14 protein-coding genes are annotated in these 14395 nt (G+C 72.0%); 6 read left to right on the forward strand and 8 right to left on the reverse strand.

The genetic code is table 11. The features are described from left to right. Positions 1 to 29 precede the first annotated feature (29 nt). The gene (locus tag ABZ877_RS23930) at positions 30 to 935 is read left to right on the forward strand and encodes an alpha/beta hydrolase (protein ID WP_361074490.1); all 906 of its coding nucleotides are present in this window, start codon (positions 30 to 32) and stop codon (positions 933 to 935) included. A gap of 29 nt (positions 936 to 964) precedes the next feature. Then, complete coding sequence (locus ABZ877_RS23935) at positions 965 to 1585, forward strand: dihydrofolate reductase family protein (protein WP_361074492.1); 621 nt, start codon at positions 965 to 967, stop codon at positions 1583 to 1585. 68 nt (positions 1586 to 1653) lie between these two features. Here ABZ877_RS23935 and ABZ877_RS23940 read toward each other — a convergent pair whose 3' ends face one another. Together ABZ877_RS23940 and ABZ877_RS23945 are read right to left on the reverse strand one after the other, a co-directional pair. Further along, positions 1654 to 1995 carry an SHOCT domain-containing protein gene (locus tag ABZ877_RS23940; RefSeq protein WP_361074494.1) on the reverse strand — a complete coding sequence of 114 codons (342 nt, stop codon included), beginning with the start codon at positions 1993 to 1995 and terminating at the stop codon, positions 1654 to 1656. Positions 1996 to 2026: 31 nt separating this feature from the next. Then, complete coding sequence (locus ABZ877_RS23945; RefSeq protein ID WP_361074496.1) at positions 2027 to 2482, reverse strand: DUF6325 family protein; 456 nt, start codon at positions 2480 to 2482, stop codon at positions 2027 to 2029. 240 nt (positions 2483 to 2722) lie between these two features. On the opposite strand from ABZ877_RS23945, the gene ABZ877_RS23950 reads away from it, so the two are divergent. Continuing rightward, positions 2723 to 3535, forward strand: a complete 813-nt coding sequence (locus ABZ877_RS23950) for a LuxR C-terminal-related transcriptional regulator (RefSeq protein ID WP_361074498.1) — start codon at positions 2723 to 2725, stop codon at positions 3533 to 3535. A 159-nt stretch (positions 3536 to 3694) separates the two neighbouring features. Continuing rightward, on the forward strand, positions 3695 to 4807 hold the full coding sequence (locus tag ABZ877_RS23955; RefSeq protein ID WP_361074500.1) for a hypothetical protein: 1113 nt from the start codon (positions 3695 to 3697) through the stop codon (positions 4805 to 4807). 144 nt (positions 4808 to 4951) lie between these two features. On the opposite strand, the gene ABZ877_RS23960 is transcribed toward ABZ877_RS23955, so the two are convergent. Beyond that, entirely contained in the window at positions 4952 to 5470 is a 519-nt protein-coding gene (locus tag ABZ877_RS23960; protein ID WP_361074502.1) for a GNAT family N-acetyltransferase, read from the reverse strand. 105 nt (positions 5471 to 5575) lie between these two features. On the opposite strand from ABZ877_RS23960, the gene ABZ877_RS23965 reads away from it, so the two are divergent. Beyond that, a complete protein-coding gene (locus ABZ877_RS23965; RefSeq protein WP_361074504.1) occupies positions 5576 to 6550 on the forward strand; it encodes an aldo/keto reductase in 975 nt (324 codons plus the stop codon). Positions 6551 to 6742: 192 nt separating this feature from the next. Here the strand turns inward: ABZ877_RS23965 and ABZ877_RS23970 are convergent, their stop codons facing one another. The 5 genes from ABZ877_RS23970 to ABZ877_RS23990 all read right to left on the reverse strand — a co-directional run bounded on the left by ABZ877_RS23970 (position 6743) and on the right by ABZ877_RS23990 (position 12886). After that, positions 6743 to 7732, reverse strand: coding sequence for a BtrH N-terminal domain-containing protein (locus ABZ877_RS23970; protein ID WP_361074506.1), 990 nt, complete (start codon positions 7730 to 7732; stop codon positions 6743 to 6745). Continuing rightward, positions 7729 to 8538, reverse strand: coding sequence for a MerR family transcriptional regulator (locus ABZ877_RS23975; protein WP_361074508.1), 810 nt, complete (start codon positions 8536 to 8538; stop codon positions 7729 to 7731). Before ABZ877_RS23975 ends, ABZ877_RS23970 begins: the two co-directional genes overlap by 4 nt. A 62-nt stretch (positions 8539 to 8600) precedes the next feature. Next, a complete protein-coding gene (locus ABZ877_RS23980; RefSeq protein ID WP_361074510.1) occupies positions 8601 to 10055 on the reverse strand; it encodes a HAMP domain-containing sensor histidine kinase in 1455 nt (484 codons plus the stop codon). Position 10056: 1 nt separating this feature from the next. Continuing rightward, the gene (locus tag ABZ877_RS23985) at positions 10057 to 10749 is read right to left on the reverse strand and encodes a response regulator transcription factor (protein ID WP_361074624.1); all 693 of its coding nucleotides are present in this window, start codon (positions 10747 to 10749) and stop codon (positions 10057 to 10059) included. Between the two features lie 376 nt (positions 10750 to 11125). Then, positions 11126 to 12886 carry a phosphatidylglycerol lysyltransferase domain-containing protein gene (locus tag ABZ877_RS23990; RefSeq protein WP_361074512.1) on the reverse strand — a complete coding sequence of 587 codons (1761 nt, stop codon included), beginning with the start codon at positions 12884 to 12886 and terminating at the stop codon, positions 11126 to 11128. A 164-nt stretch (positions 12887 to 13050) separates the two neighbouring features. Between ABZ877_RS23990 and ABZ877_RS23995 the strand changes: the two genes are divergently transcribed. After that, the gene (locus ABZ877_RS23995; RefSeq protein ID WP_361074513.1) at positions 13051 to 14283 is read left to right on the forward strand and encodes an alpha/beta hydrolase-fold protein; all 1233 of its coding nucleotides are present in this window, start codon (positions 13051 to 13053) and stop codon (positions 14281 to 14283) included. The last annotated feature ends 112 nt before the right edge of the window (positions 14284 to 14395 follow it).

Raw genomic sequence — 14395 nt, forward strand, 5'->3', positions numbered from 1 at the left:
TGGCCGGCAGGGGAGGGGCAGGTACGACGATGGCGGTGTTCCGCACGGACGACGGCATACGGATCGCGTACGAGATCTACGAAGCCCACGAAGCCCATGACCTCCACGAAGCCCATGGAGTCCGGGAGGCCCATGGAGTCCACGAAGCCCATGGAGTCCGCGAAATCCCGGGAGGCGAGTCGCGGTCGCGCCTGCCGTTGATTCTGTTGCACCACGGGTTCATCGCCTCCGGGCGGACCAACTGGGAGATGCCGGGCATCGTCGACGCGCTGACCAGGACGGGCCGTCGCGTCGCCACCATCGACGCACGCGGACACGGCGCCTCGGACAAGCCGCACGACCCCGCCCTCTACGGTGAGGCGAGGATGGCGCGGGACGTGACGGCCCTGATCGACCTGCTGGACGAGCCCGCCTACGACCTGGTCGGCTACTCGATGGGCGCGATCGTGTCCCTGCTCACCGCGGTCGGCGACCGGCGGGTGCGACGCCTGGTCGTGGGCGGGGTGGGCGCCGGTGTGGTGGAGTGCGGCGGTGTCGACACCAGGGTGATCGGCGGACAGACGCTCCAGCACGCCCTGCGCACCGACGACCCGGGCTCGGTCACCGATCCGACGGCCGCCGCGTTCCGCGCGTTCGTGGACGCGGTCAGCGGCGATCGGCTGGCCCTCGCCGCGCAGGCCGCCGCGGCCCACGCCGAACCCATCGCGCTGGAGAAGATCTCCGCACCTGCATTGGTCGTCGCCGGCCGCGAGGACCCCCTCGCGGTCCGCCCGGAAGTACTGTCGACGGCGCTCCCGCGAGCAACCCTGCGCACCGTGGACGGCGACCACCTCGGCGCACTGCGCGACCCGGAGTTCACCCACGGGATCGTCGAATTCCTGAACACCTCCGTCAGCGGCGATGAGTTCGGCGTCGTCCACCGGTCTACCTGCTGACATCACCCTGAAGCGGAAGGTTCACTGCAATGGCGAAGCTCATCTCCAGCCTCTTCATCTCGGCCGACGGCGTGGCCGAGATCGACCCGGACTGGCACTTCCCGTACTTCGACGCGAACATGGGCCGCGCCGTCACCGAGGACTACGAGACCTCCGACGTGCTCCTCATCGGCCGCGAGACCTACGACAGCTTCGCCGGTGCCTGGCCCGGCCGCGAGGCCGCGGGCGGGGAGGACGCGCCCTTCGCGAAGCAGCTCGGCGACGTACGCAAGGTCGTCGTCTCACGGCAGCCGCAGGAGTTCGCTTGGCGCAACTCGGAGCTGATCGAGGGCGACCTTGTCGACGCCGTCACCGCGCTCAAGGTCGACAGCGCCGTCCGGGGCATCCTCATCCCCGGGTCGCTCTCGGTCGTGCAGCAGTTGCTCGCCGCCGGGCTGATCGATGAACTGCGCCTGCTGGTGCACCCGGTGGCGGCGCGCAAGGGCCGCAGGTTGTTCGACGAGGGCGACGCGCCGTACCACCTGCGCGTGACATCGACCGAGGTGTTCCCGACGGGCGTCATCCGCGTGATCTACGCGCCGACCGAACCGCCCGCCGAGGCCGGCTACGACGAGGCCAAGGGAAAGATCAGCGGCGACGAAACCGAATGAGGCGGCACGTTCGAACCGGCCCGGAGGACCGGCACAGAGGACCAGCCCGGCGGAGCATCAGAAGTGAGTCAGGAACTGAGGATCCGCGCCTTCTCCGTGGCGAACTCCTCGTCCGACAACAGCCCTTGTGCCTTGAGGTCCGCGAGCGCACTGAGCTGAGAGACACGGTCCCTCGCGGCCGGAACCGCCGGGGCCGCCGGTGGTGCCGGGGGCGCCGGCGGTGCTGCGGCCTGTGCCGCCCCCTGGTCCATCCACGCCTGCTGTTGCGCCTGCGCGTCCATTTGGTGCCGCATCTCACGCTCGCCCATCCGCCGGTTCACCCGGTTGGAGACCGCGGTGGCGGTGGCGGAGACGGCCGCGGTGCGGGCCACCGTTCCGAGCAGGCCGGGGCGTCCGAATCGCTGAGGCATGCCGTCGTGTCCCTTCGTGACGTCTCGCGGATCATGTCCAGTCCCGGCCGTCGGCGCTCCCGGGCGCCGATGCCCGGGGTGCGCCGCCGGAGTCGAGCGCGGCGATGGCCTCGACGACGGTCTCCCGGGGGATGCGTTCCAAGAGCAGCAATTGGCCGTTGGAGCGACTGATCGCCGTGGCCAGCCGGGCCGCCCACGTGTTCTCCCAGGCGACTATCAGCGCTGCGGAGTCGTTCGGCAGGTCATTCGCGACGGTCCGCAGGTCCTCCTCGCTGAGCAGGTCGAACTGTGCGTCGGTCACCTCCTGGAACGCGTCCGCCACTTCCTTGTCGGCCAGCTCGAAGACGTCGACAGCGCCGTCGGCCGCCTTCCTGACGAAGGTCAGGTCGAGGATGTGTACGGTGCCGCTGTCCTGCAGCTCCCGCAGGGCGGGCGCGATGTCGCCGTTGAGCTGATCGCCCTCGAAGGCCACTACAGCGACGTCCACGGGTCCGACACGGTCGGGATGAAGACCACTGGGCACGGGCGGGGCCCCCTCTTCCAGAGGTGTGTCGCAGACACTACGGAGGATAGGAGGGCCCTCGTCGGGTGCGCCAGCAGCGCGAAGAGGTGTGCCATGCATCCAGCCCCTCGTGCGGCGGCAGTCGTGGTCCGGTGACGAGTTCACCCCGGGCGGACATTCGTCCCGCTCTGGAGTCGATCTGCTGATGGCGTGGAAGCTTGCACCATGGCGCACCTGCCGTCGGGGGATGACGACCGCATTCTCGAACTCGCCGCCGCCCTTCTGGACGACGTCCACACCACGCTGCCCTGGGAGCAGATCGTCCGCGAGCTGGTCGAGCCACTGCACGCCTCGATGGGAGTGGTGGTGGTCCTGCGGTGGGCGGCGGGCGAGGGAAAGATGGTGGCCGGCACGCCGGGCAGTCTCGGGCAGAGCCGCATGGACCGCCTGATCAGCGAACACATGCGGGCCCATCCCTTGATGCGGCTCTACGCCCGGCCCGGCCGGCACGCGGCTCTCACCCTCGATGAAGTCGTCGACCGGACATGGCGTCGCACCGCTACGCACCGGGCGGGCGCGGACATGGGGGTGACTCAGCAGTTGGCCATTCCGCTCGACGCTCCGGCAGGTGTCGTACGCAGTGTGGTCCTCGGCCGTGACGGCGGGAACTTCACCGACCGCGACCGCCGCTTCGCCCAGCGGTTGCAGCCGCTGCTGGTCAGGATCGACCACCACGTCCGGGAACTGGAACGGCTGCGCGCCGCCCTGCCCCCGCCGTTCACCGACAGCGCCGCGACGGCCGACGCGTACGCCATCACGCCGCGGGAGATGACGGTCCTGGGCCTGCTGAGCGAAGGGCTCACCGCCGCGGCCACCGCCCGGCGTCTCGGGGTGTCCGAGCACACGGTGCACCGGCACCTGGAGAACATCTACCGCAAGCTCGGCACACATGACCGGGTGACGACGGTGCTGCTCGCGGCACGGTTGGGCCTGGTTCCGGTGTGCGCCCGGTTGCCGTCGGCCGGTCACTCTGACTGATCGCCGAGCGGGCCCCGACGCGTCGGTCTGCCCGCTGTCCCAGGGCGACGGCAGCCGGCGTATGGGTAGTTCTTCCTATGGCCCCGTCATCGGCGACACCGGAGCGTGGCACCAAGCCACACACGTGTGCCGGACGTCCCGCACTCTGGAGCGAACACGATGACCTCACCTGTCGATCCGTCCCGTCCACCCACTGCCGCGTCCGAAGCACCAGGTGGCTTCAGGCAGTCGGGTTGTGAGCTGAACGCCCTGTCCACCGAGGAGTTGTTCTACCGCTACCGACGCTCGCGCTTCCTCTATCCGGCCAAGCAGCGATGGCTGGCCCCCTACGGAGCCGAGATCCTGGACACGTGGGACAGGACACGACGGGCGGGCAGTTTCCTGCACCGTGTGGTGACCTTCGACGCGCCTGACGGCGGATGGTCCTCTCTGACGATGTGGCGCAGCACCCAGCGCGGCTGGCACACGCAGCACCTCGTCAGTTCCGGCTCTCCGGGCGCGGCACGGGTGGTCATGCTGGCGACCCAGGCCGAGACGACGTACGAGGGCCGTATCGCCGCGTGCCAGAACTGGTTCCAGCCGCGAAACCCCTTTGCGGCACGGGCATTCGGGGGCATGACCGCGCGGATCGGTACCGAGTCCGCCGCTGTCGTGCCGGGACGGTTCTACATGGTCCCCCTCGCCGCGTGCGCGTCGCTCGCGCGGACGCCGGAGGTCGAGGAACTCGACGGCGGGTTCTCCCTGGAACTGGCGCGACTGGCCACGAAGACCCGGGGCTGGGTCTACCTGTGCGCCGAAGAACTCGACCGGGACGACCTGCGCCTCACCGAGGTGGATCACCTCTACCGGCTCGTGGGGCTCAGGCGGTACCGCCGTCTCTGGGCCCAGCGCGTCAGCGGCGGGCGCATGCGCGCCGCGGCCATCGCGCAACGCGGCCCCATCGGACTCAACTTCAGCTTCCTGGAGAACCGCTGCGACCTCCTGGTCGACCCCGCCGCCAAGCCCGGCGAGGCCCGTCGGGCGGTACGGGCGCTGCTCGCCGCGGCCGGCGCGGAGTACCGGTCCTTCCCGCCGCAAGCCGTACCCGTGGTCTGTTCCGCGCAGGTCGCGCCCTGGCTGCAAGAACTCGGGGCGACGCTCGTCGCCCCCTACAGCCAGGCGATGTGGCTGGCCGCCGCCTACGACGACTGGTACCGCCACATAGAGGAGACCTACGCGCGACGTGCTGGTACGAACGTGGGTTCCGGCCCCGCCCCGGAGAGGGAGCGGTGACGACAGCGCGGGCGTCGGTCCTCGACGTGGGCGCGGGGCCGGGCCATGTCGCGTCGCGGTCGTGGCACCCTGATCCGAGGGCCAGGTGGTCGCTCCCGACGCGAGCCGGGACCGGCTGACCGCCGCGTCCGTCGACGGGGGCGCTCAGGCCCGACTGCGCCGGGTGCTCACCGCGCCTCCAGCAACTCGCTCGACGGCTGGAACCCGGCGCGCCCGTAGAGCGGCGCGCCCGTAGAGCGGCGCGCTGCGCTCGGAGGGCCAGACGATCAGCACGTCGACGCCGTTCGCCCGGGTGTGTTCCCGCAGGGCCGCGAGGAGTTGGCCACCGGCGCCGCGGTTGCGCAGCGCGGGGACCACGTAGAAGTTCGTCACGTAACCGATGGGCGTGTTGTCCTCGAAGGGGTCCGGCACCCGCTCCACCAATTGGAGGAAGACGTGGTCGCAGACCTCCCCGTCGCTCTCGGCGACCCAGGCCGGCCAGCGCCCGCCGGCGAGCCGGTCGCTGATCCACCGCTCGGCCGGCTCAAGGGGACGCGCGGCACCAGGGGCGTCGTCCCCCTCGTGGCCCTCGCACGGGTGACCAAGACTCCGACGAGACGCACGCGAAACGCACGAAGGCGCACGGCATATGTTGCGTACGCTCGACCTGCCGTGCGTCCGCATGGGCGACCGCGAAACCCGGCCCGAGCCGGGTGTCCGCGGCGGCTGCCCGGCGGGAGCACGACAGCACCGGTACCAGCGTTCTGCGCGGTCAAGAGGAGGAGAGTCATGAAGCACATCAAGCTCGGTGACTTGGAGGTGGCCCGGATCGGTCTGGGCGCCATGGGCATGTCCCACGCCTACACCGGCGCCGGCAGCGATGACGCCGAGTCCGTCCGCGCCCTGCACCGCGCACTGGAACTGGGCGTCAACCTGATCGACACCGCCGAGGTCTACGGCCCCTACACCAACGAGGAGCTGGTCGGCCGGGCGCTGAAGGGACGTCGCGACGAGGTGGTCCTGGCCACCAAGTTCGGCCTGATCTCCCACACCGGCCGCGACGGCGGCACCGACAGCAGCCCCGCCAACATCCGTACCGCCGTGGAGGGTTCCCTCGCGCGGCTGGGCACCGACCACATCGACCTCTACTACCAGCACCGCGTCGACCCCGGGACGCCCATCGAGGACGTCATGGGCACCCTGGCCGAGCTGGTCGCGGAGGGCAAGATCCGCCACATCGGTCTGTCCGAGGCCGGACCGGACACCATTCGCCGCGCCCACGCCGTCCATCCGGTGACGGCGGTGCAGTCCGAGTACTCCCTGTTCACCCGCGACCCGGAGGCCCATGTACTGCCGGTGCTGCGCGAACTGGGCATCGGATTCGTCCCGTTCTCCCCGCTCGGGCGCGGCTTCCTGACCGGGACGATCCGCTCCACCGAGCAGTTCGCCGCCGACGACTTCCGCGCCGACAACCCCCGCTTCACCGCGGAGAACTTCCAGCACAACCTGCGCCTGGCCGACCAGGTCGCGGCCGTCGCCGCTCAGATCGGCGCCACCCCGGCGCAGGTCGCGCTGGCCTGGCTGCTGGCTCAGGGCGAGGACATCGCGCCCATCCCCGGCACCAGGCGCGTCGCGCGAGTCGAGGAGAACGTCGCGGCCGACGCCCTCCAGCTGTCCGACGAACACCTCACCCAGCTCACCAGCCTCCCACCGGCCGCGGGCGACACCCACACCGAACCCCAGATGCGCCTGATGGAACGCTGAACACGGACCCGGTGGGCCCGGCCCCCCGCGTCGTTTCGGCGAGATCGCCGCAAGGGAGGGCCGAACGGCCCTAGGCCGGTGGTGGATGTTCCGCGACACTGGACAGCAGCATGCCGTGAATAGTCGGAACCGGCGTGCGGAGCAGCCCGTTTCGGCAGTGAGACGGGCTGCCCGGCTGTCGCTGGGCGACGTTCACCGCCCCAGGCGGCTCAGCGCGGACATCGCCTCGCGTTCGATCTGAGCCAGGTCCCGGAGGGTCGAGCCCGCCTCGGTGAGGCACTGCTCATCGCCTGTCTCGCCGGCCTTTGCGATCAGCGCGGCCACGTGCGTCCACAGGGCGGCCGCTTCGGTGTACAGGGTGTGGCCCGTGCGCAGGTGTGGGCTGTCGAGCGATTGCGTGCTCTCGGCGAGGAAGTCGCGGTAGAGGTTGCGGAACAGCGCTCCGCCGGTGCCCGCGTGCTCCATCAGCGCGGCGGCCTGGGGCAGGTCGTGCCTCGGGTCGTCGGTGCGCTCATGCCACGTGGGTACCAGCTTGGCCGCCTTGTCGATGCCGCGATGGCCGAGGTTGGCGATGGGCGGGTGGAGGAATGCTTCGGCGCAGGCGGTGACGGCGGCCGTGATGTGTGCGCGTGGGTCGGGGAGCGGGCGTGGTGCGGTGAGCGTGAAGGAGCGGTGCCTGGCGGTCATCGGGCCCCGCGCCGCCCTGGCCCGGGCGAGGCTGTCCCGGCTGACGGAGACCGCCCCGCCTTGCTGCTCAGTGTCCACCAGGTAGGCGGTGTGGTCGTCGTAGCCGTACAGGGCGACGACGTGGCCGCCGAAGTGGACCTTCGAGGTGAAGTAGTCCAGGTGGTAGCTGTCGAGCTGAAGTCCCACGGGGCGGCCCGCGTCCAGGGCGGCCGTCACGTGCTCCCATGCCTTGCGCCCGGAGGTGGTCTCCTTGACCGCCAGTTCCAGCCCCAGCCTGCCCGCCAGATTCTCGGTCAGGGCGAAGGGCTTCACCCGGCCCCCGAGGAAGGGGAACGCCATGGCCTTGCTGTCCCAGTAGATGAAGGACAGGCCGGAGCCGAGACCGAACATCATCGGTTCCGACAGGTCGAGCCCTTCATGCCGGAGCAGCACTCCCAGGGCGGTCGTCTCGCAGTGCCGCATGCCACGCGCGTCGATTCCGGTCACAGTGGTCATGCCGCGCTCTCCTCGACGGGGACGATCAGCCGGGTCGTCAGCTCCTCGCGTGGCGCTTGCTCCGGTCCCACGAGGTAGGCCTCGCGTACGGGGGCGAGCGGGCGCAGGCCGCGTTCGTGGACGGCGGCGAAGAGCGCGTGGTAGGCGAGGGGTAGGTGGGCGTAGGGCCCGACGTGCACGGTCTCGGCGACAGGCCCGCCAGGAACCGTCTCGTACCGAAGTCCGGGGATTTCGGGCCCCGGCGGCACCTGGGCCCCGACCCCGATCTCCATCCGCTCCTCCAGATCGAGCGGGTACAGCCCCCACAGCAGCGGCGGCTGCCCCGCCGGCCTTCCCGCACCGAGCCCGGCAAGGAGCCGTCCCATGCTCTCCTGCACCGTGGTGCCGATCTCCGAGGGCGTGCACACCGCGCGCACCACCGCCAGGTGGAGCTCCGGCTCCCTGCCCAGCGTCACCTCGTAGCTGGGCAGCCCGTCCTGTGCCAGCCGCTCCAGCACCTGGAGACGTGCCTGGTCCCTGCGGATCTGGTCGGCCAATCGGTCCCGGGCGGCGCTTAGGATCCCCGCCCTGCCCCCGGGCCCGGCGGCCAGGGTCCGGGCGATGACGGCCAGTGGCAGGTCCATCTCGCGCAGCAGCGCGATGGTCAGGGCGTCGCGCGCCTGCTCGGGTGCGTAGTAGCGGTAGCCGGAGGCGGTGTCCACGCGGCGGGGGGCCAGCAGCCCCAGGTCGTCGTAGTGCCGCAACTGCTTGACGCTGAGGCGGCACAGCCGGGCGAAGCGTCCGATGGTGAGGAGTCCGTCTTGCATGTCGCCATGGTGGACTCTCCCACCGTGGGAGAGTCCAGGCGCCCCGGGTCGCGGTCGGCCGATCAGTCCAGCAGGGCTCCGGTGATCGTGAATCCGATCACCGCTCCGCCGCCCTCCCGCCGCGCCGCGAACGGTGCTCCGCCGTGGGCCGTCGCCACGTCCCGGACGATGGACAGGCCGAGGCCCGAGCCGGGCAGGCTGCGGGCGGCGGGGGCGCGGTAGAAGCGGTCGAAGACGCGCTCGGCGTCGACGTCCGTGAGGCCGGGGCCACGGTCGAGGACCTCCGCGCGGACGCTACCCCCGGAGACCCGGGCGATGACGATCTCGATGGGCTCCGTGCCGTCGGTGTCGAACTTGGCCGCGTTCTCGACCAGGTTGGACAGCGCGCGTTGCAGCTGGGGCGGGCGGCCCATGACCGTCGTGTCCGCCGAGGAGCGGACCGTGATCGTGCGTCCGGTACGGCGCCGGGCAGGCGCGGCGACGTCCTCGGCGATGTCGGCGAGTGCCACCGCGACGGGCGGTTCGTCGTTCTGGTGGCCCGCCGCGAGGTCCACCAGGCCGTTGACGAGGTCGGTGAGTTCGCGGGACTCGAGGGTGAGGTCATCGACGAGTTCCGCGCGGGCCGCCCGGGGCAGTTCGTCGATGCGGCGCAGGAGGGAGATGTTGGTCCGCAGGGAGGTGAGCGGTGTCCGCAGTTCGTGGCCCGCGTCCTGGACCAGGCGGCGCTGGTCCTCCACGGAGCGGGCGAGCCGTCCCAGCATCCGGTGGAAGGAGCGGCCCAGGCTGGCGACCTCGTCGCCGCCCGTGACCGGTACCGCGACGTCGAACCGCCCGGTGGACGCCACGTGTTCGGCGGTGTCGGCGAGGCGGACGAGCCGTGAGGTGATGCGGCCCGCCAGCCACCAGCCGAACAGGCCCGCCGCGAGGACGACCGCGGCCGCGAACAGCAGCGTGCGCTTCTGCAGCTCCTTGAGGAGGTCCTCGGTGTCGCTGAACTCCTGCGCGACCTGGACCGCGCCGCGCCGGCCGCCGAGCGCCACGGTCGCCACGCGGTACTCGTCGCCGCCGATCCGTACGTCGTCGGCCTTCGCGAGGGTGCCCGCGGTCGCGGCGTCCGCCATCCGGCGGGATTCGGCGTCGACGGGGAGCGGGGGGCGGCCCTCGTCGAGCGGGTCGCCGTGGGCGTCGAGGACCTGCACGTCGGTGCCCGCCCGGCGGGTCAGCTGGTCGCGTGGGCCGTCGTGGTCCGGGTCGCCGGAGGCGAAGTCGTGCGGGGTGAGGACGTGCTGGCGCACCTGGACCCGCAGATCGTGCACGACCTCGTCAAACACGGCCTCCTGGTCGACGCGGACCAGCCGGGCGGCGGAGCGGTAGGACAGGACACCCACCAGGGCGGTGACGCCGATCGCGACCAGGACGAACGCGATGGCCAGCGTGGTGCGCAGGCTGCGGGCCCGCCACCGTGCGAAGTGCCTGGGGTGCGGCGCGAGGGCGCCGGTGTCCTCGCGCCGGAGCATCTCAGGCCTTCCGCAACACGTAGCCCACGCCTCTGACCGTGTGGATGAGGGGGACGCCGTCCGGTTCGTCGACCTTGCGGCGCAGGTAGCCGACGTAGACGGCGAGGTTCTTGGAGCCGGGGCCGAAGTCGTAGCCCCAGATGCGGTCGTAGATGGTGGCGTGGTCGAGGACGATGCCCTTGTTGCGGACGAGGAGTTCCAGGAGGTCGAACTCGGTCCGGGTGAGCGCGAGTTCGCGGCTGCCGCGCCAGGCGCGCCGTGCGGCCGGGTCGACGCGCACGTCGGCGGCGGTGATCTGCTGGTCCGTGGGTTCGTCGGGCAGCGGGGCGGCGCGGCGCAGCAGGGCGCGCAGGCGGGCGAAGACCTCCTCCACGTCGAAGGGCTTGGCCACGTAGTCGTCCGCGCCCGCGTCGAGCCCGGCGATGCGGTCGGGGGTCTCCACGAGCGCGGTCAGCATCAGGATGGGCGTGCGGTTGTCCTCGGCGCGCAGCACCCGGCACACCTGGAGGCCGTCGATGCCGGGCATCATCACGTCCAGGACGAGGATGTCGGGCGTCGAGCGGTGCGCGGCGGCCAGGGCCTCGATGCCGTCGGCGACGGCGGTGACGGCGTAGCCCTCCAGGGTCAGGGCGCGGGCGAGCGCGTGGCGGATCGCACGGTCGTCCTCGGCGAGCAGCACCGTGGCGGAGGGCACCGTGCGGGAGGGGGCGGCGGGTGACAGGGCTGGTCGCGACACGTTCCCAGTCTGCCCCCGCGGCCTGGCCGAATCGAGTGTTCGGCGCCTGTTCCGGGGGCTTCTTACCAGCCTCTCACCAGGGGGTCTGCCGGTCGGCCGGTCGCCCGGGGCCGTCCTCACGGCCCCGGGCAACGGGCGAACACCGTCTCCGGCACGGCAGCGGGGGCGGCCCGCTCATGAGCCGGGGCAGGGCGGGCATCAGCCGTGCCGGACGGGGCCGTCGGCTCGTGCCGCGCCGCCGACGCGCGGCGCGGAGCCGGGGGCGGCCCGTGGCCGGGTGTTCGCTTCCCATGCTGGCGGCGTCGGGCAAGCGTCGGACCAAGGGACGGCAAGACTACGGTGAGAGTTGCTCGGCGCCCGGGGTCTCGGGGACGGCCGCTTCGGCGCGGGCCCCCGGGAAGCGGCGCCGCGCCCATTGCCGTAGCCGCTCGGCGGGCCTGGGCAGGACCACGAACGCCTCGGCCTGGAGGCAGGCCCAGCCGATGCGGGGCAGGTCGCGGGCGGCCGGGTAGACGACGAAGCGGGGCTGCCAGCGGGGTCGGAACTTGGCGTTGAAGCGGTACAGCGACTCGATCTGGAACCAGCGGGAGAGGAAGACGAGCAGGGCGCGCCATCCGCGCAGGACCGGCCCGGCGCCGATGCGTTCGCCGCGGGCGAGGGCCGCGCGGAAGACGGCGAAGTTGAGGGAGACGCGGGCGATGCCGAGGCCGGGGGCGGCGCGCAGCGCGGCGACGATGAGGAGTTCGTTGAGCCCGGGGTCGGCGGTGCGGTCGCGGCGCATGAGGTCCAGGGAGAGGCCGTCCTCGCCCCAGGGGACGAAGTGCAGCAGCGCCCGGACCCGCTGGGTGCCGTCGGCGGCGGTCTGGTGGGCGGTGACGACGACGCAGTCGCTGTCGGCCGGGTCGCCGAACCGGCCGAGCGCCATGGAGAAGCCGCGTTCGGTGGCGCTTCCACGCCAGTCGGCGGCGGCCTTGCGGAGCTGCTGCTTCTGCTCGTCGCTCAGTTCGCGTACGCGTTGGACCCGGCACGTGTAGCCGCTGCGTTCGATGCGGTGGACCATCTGGCGCACGTTGCGCATGGTGCGGCCCGCGAGGGTGAAGTCGGCGCAGTCGACGATCGCCTCGTCCCCCAGCTCCAGGGCGTGCAGGCCGCCCTCGCGGAGCCAGATCTGCGCGCCCAGTTCGCTGCACCCCATGACGGCCGGGGTCCAGGCGTGCCGCGCGCACTGTTCGAGGAAGTCCTTGATGGCGCCCGGCCAGGCCTCCGGATCGCCGAGCGGGTCGCCGCCCGCGAGGGCGACACCGGAGACGACGCGGTAGGCGACAGCCGCCTTGCCGGTCGCCGAGTACAGGACGGACTTGTCGCCGCGGAGCGCGAAGTAGCCGAGGGAGTCGCGCCGGCCCTCCCGGGCGAGGAGCGCGCGCAGCCGTGTGCCGTCGTCGTCGGCGGCGAGCCGGACGGGGCGCAGCGCCAGGTAGACGGTGGTCGAGGCGGTGAGCAGACCGAGGGCGAGCAAGGAGGCGCCGACGATGTCGCCGATCCGGTCGTCGTCGTACGTCAGCGGACCCGCCATCCCGACGAGCCCGTAGAGGACCTGCTGGAGCCGGTCGGTGAAGGCGATGCCGTGCCCGGCCTCCTGATCGGCGCGTACGCCGACGATGAGCAGGCCGAGGCCGACACTGACCGTGCCGAGGAGCAGCAGGTTGCCCAGCGCGCGCGCCCTGCCGCGCGGATCGCTCTCGGCGTGGAACTCACCGCGCAGCAGGACCAGGGCGGCGCACAGCAGCGCGGAGACCGTCGCGGCGATGAAGGCGTGGTGGCGTACGCCCTGGACCAGGGCGCTCACGGCGAGGAGGACGACGGCGGCCTCCCACGCGCGTCGTTTGCGGCGGCGCAGTCCCCGGGCGAGCAGGACGAGCAGGACGCCCGCGACGAGGGTGGCGGCACGCGTCACGTCCTCGGTGAGGCCGGGGACGTAGGGCGCGACGCGTTCGATGCGACTGGCGCGCATGTGCGGGGAGACAGCCGTCGCGATGTCGACGAGCCCGATGAACAGGCACGTGTGACCGGCCACGGTGGCGGGGCGAGGTTTCACGGCCGCTGAGCGTAGGCGCGCAGGTCACCAGCCGGGTAAGAGCCGGTGAAAGGAACGGTGAGAACGCGCGGGGGAGGTAACCGGTCGCGCGTCCCGTGCCTCTTCTCGGAGGAAAGCTGCCTTCTGGCGGCAGTGGCCCGGCCCCGACGAGAGGTGGAGCAGACATGGGTTTGACGAGTCGGGCGCTGGAGTGCGCGACGGTCCTTGCCGCGCTGGCGTGCGTGGGGTTCACGGTGTGGGTGTGGCCGCGGCTCGCCCGGCGCGGCCCACGGGCCGTGCTCGGCAGGCTCGGGGCCATCGCGGTGACGCAGGCCGTGGTCCTGACGGCGTGCGCGGTCATGGTCAACGCCCACTTCGACTTCTACGGCACGTGGGGCGAACTGGTCGGCCACGTCCCCACGGCACCCGGGCACGTCACGCAGTCCGGCGGCGCGGGCGGTGTGTACGGGGTACGCGGCGGGCTCGTGGAGCCCGCGGGACCGCAGGGCCTCGACCGGGTGACGGGCCTGCCGTCGGGGCCGTCCGCGCGGGCGGGCCAGGTCGAGTCGGTGCGGATCGTCGGGCGCCGCTCGGGCGCCGTCGTCCCCGCGTTCGTCTATCTGCCGCCCCAGTACTTCCAGCGCCAGTACCACCGCCAGCGGTTCCCGGTCATCGTGGCGATCAGCGGCTACCCCGGCGGCATCGTCAACCTCGGCCAGCACCTCCAGGTACCGCAGACCGCCGCCCGTCTTGAGCGCGGCGGCAGGCTCCAGCCGACGGTCATCGTCATGGTGCGCCCGACGATCGCACCGCCCCGCGACACGGAGTGCGTGGACGTGCCGGGCGGACCGAAGGCGGAGACGTTCTTCACCAAGGACCTGCCCGCCGCTATGAGGTCGGCGTACCGCGTCGGGCACGACCCCAGCGCGTGGGGCGCCCTCGGCTACTCCTCGGGCGGCTCCTGCGCGCTGCAGCTCGCCATGCGCAACCCGACGGTGTACACGGCGGCCGCCGCACTCTCCGCCGACTACAAGATCAAGGACGATCTGACGACCGGCAGCCTCTTCGGGTCGGGCCCGCAGGCGCGCCGCCGGCAGCAGAGCCACGACCTGATGTGGCGGCTGCGCCATCTGCCGGTGCCGCGCGTCGCGGTCCTGGTGGCGAGCAGCAGGCACGGCGAGCGCGACTACGGGCCGACGATGCGGTTCCTCGGGGCCGTGAAACCGCCGATGACGTCGGCCCGGATCATCCTGGGCAGCGGCAGCCACCACTTCACGACGTGGCGGCGCGAGATCGGCCCCGCCATCGAGTGGATGGGCAGGCAGCTGACCTTCCCGCAGGACACCGCACCGGCCGCGAAGCAGCGGCACACCGCCCAGGCGGCCTCGCCCCGCTCCCGGCCCGTCCTCGGACGCTGAGCGGGCGGCCCGTCTTCGTACCGTGCTCTGGCCTCGCTTCTGCCGTGCTCTTACCCTGCGTCACCACCTTGGACCGGGTTCTGTCGCGTTCACCCCCCAGACCCCGGGACCC

This window comes from Streptomyces sp. NPDC046939, assembly GCF_040644575.1.
Lineage (GTDB): Bacteria > Actinomycetota > Actinomycetes > Streptomycetales > Streptomycetaceae > Streptomyces.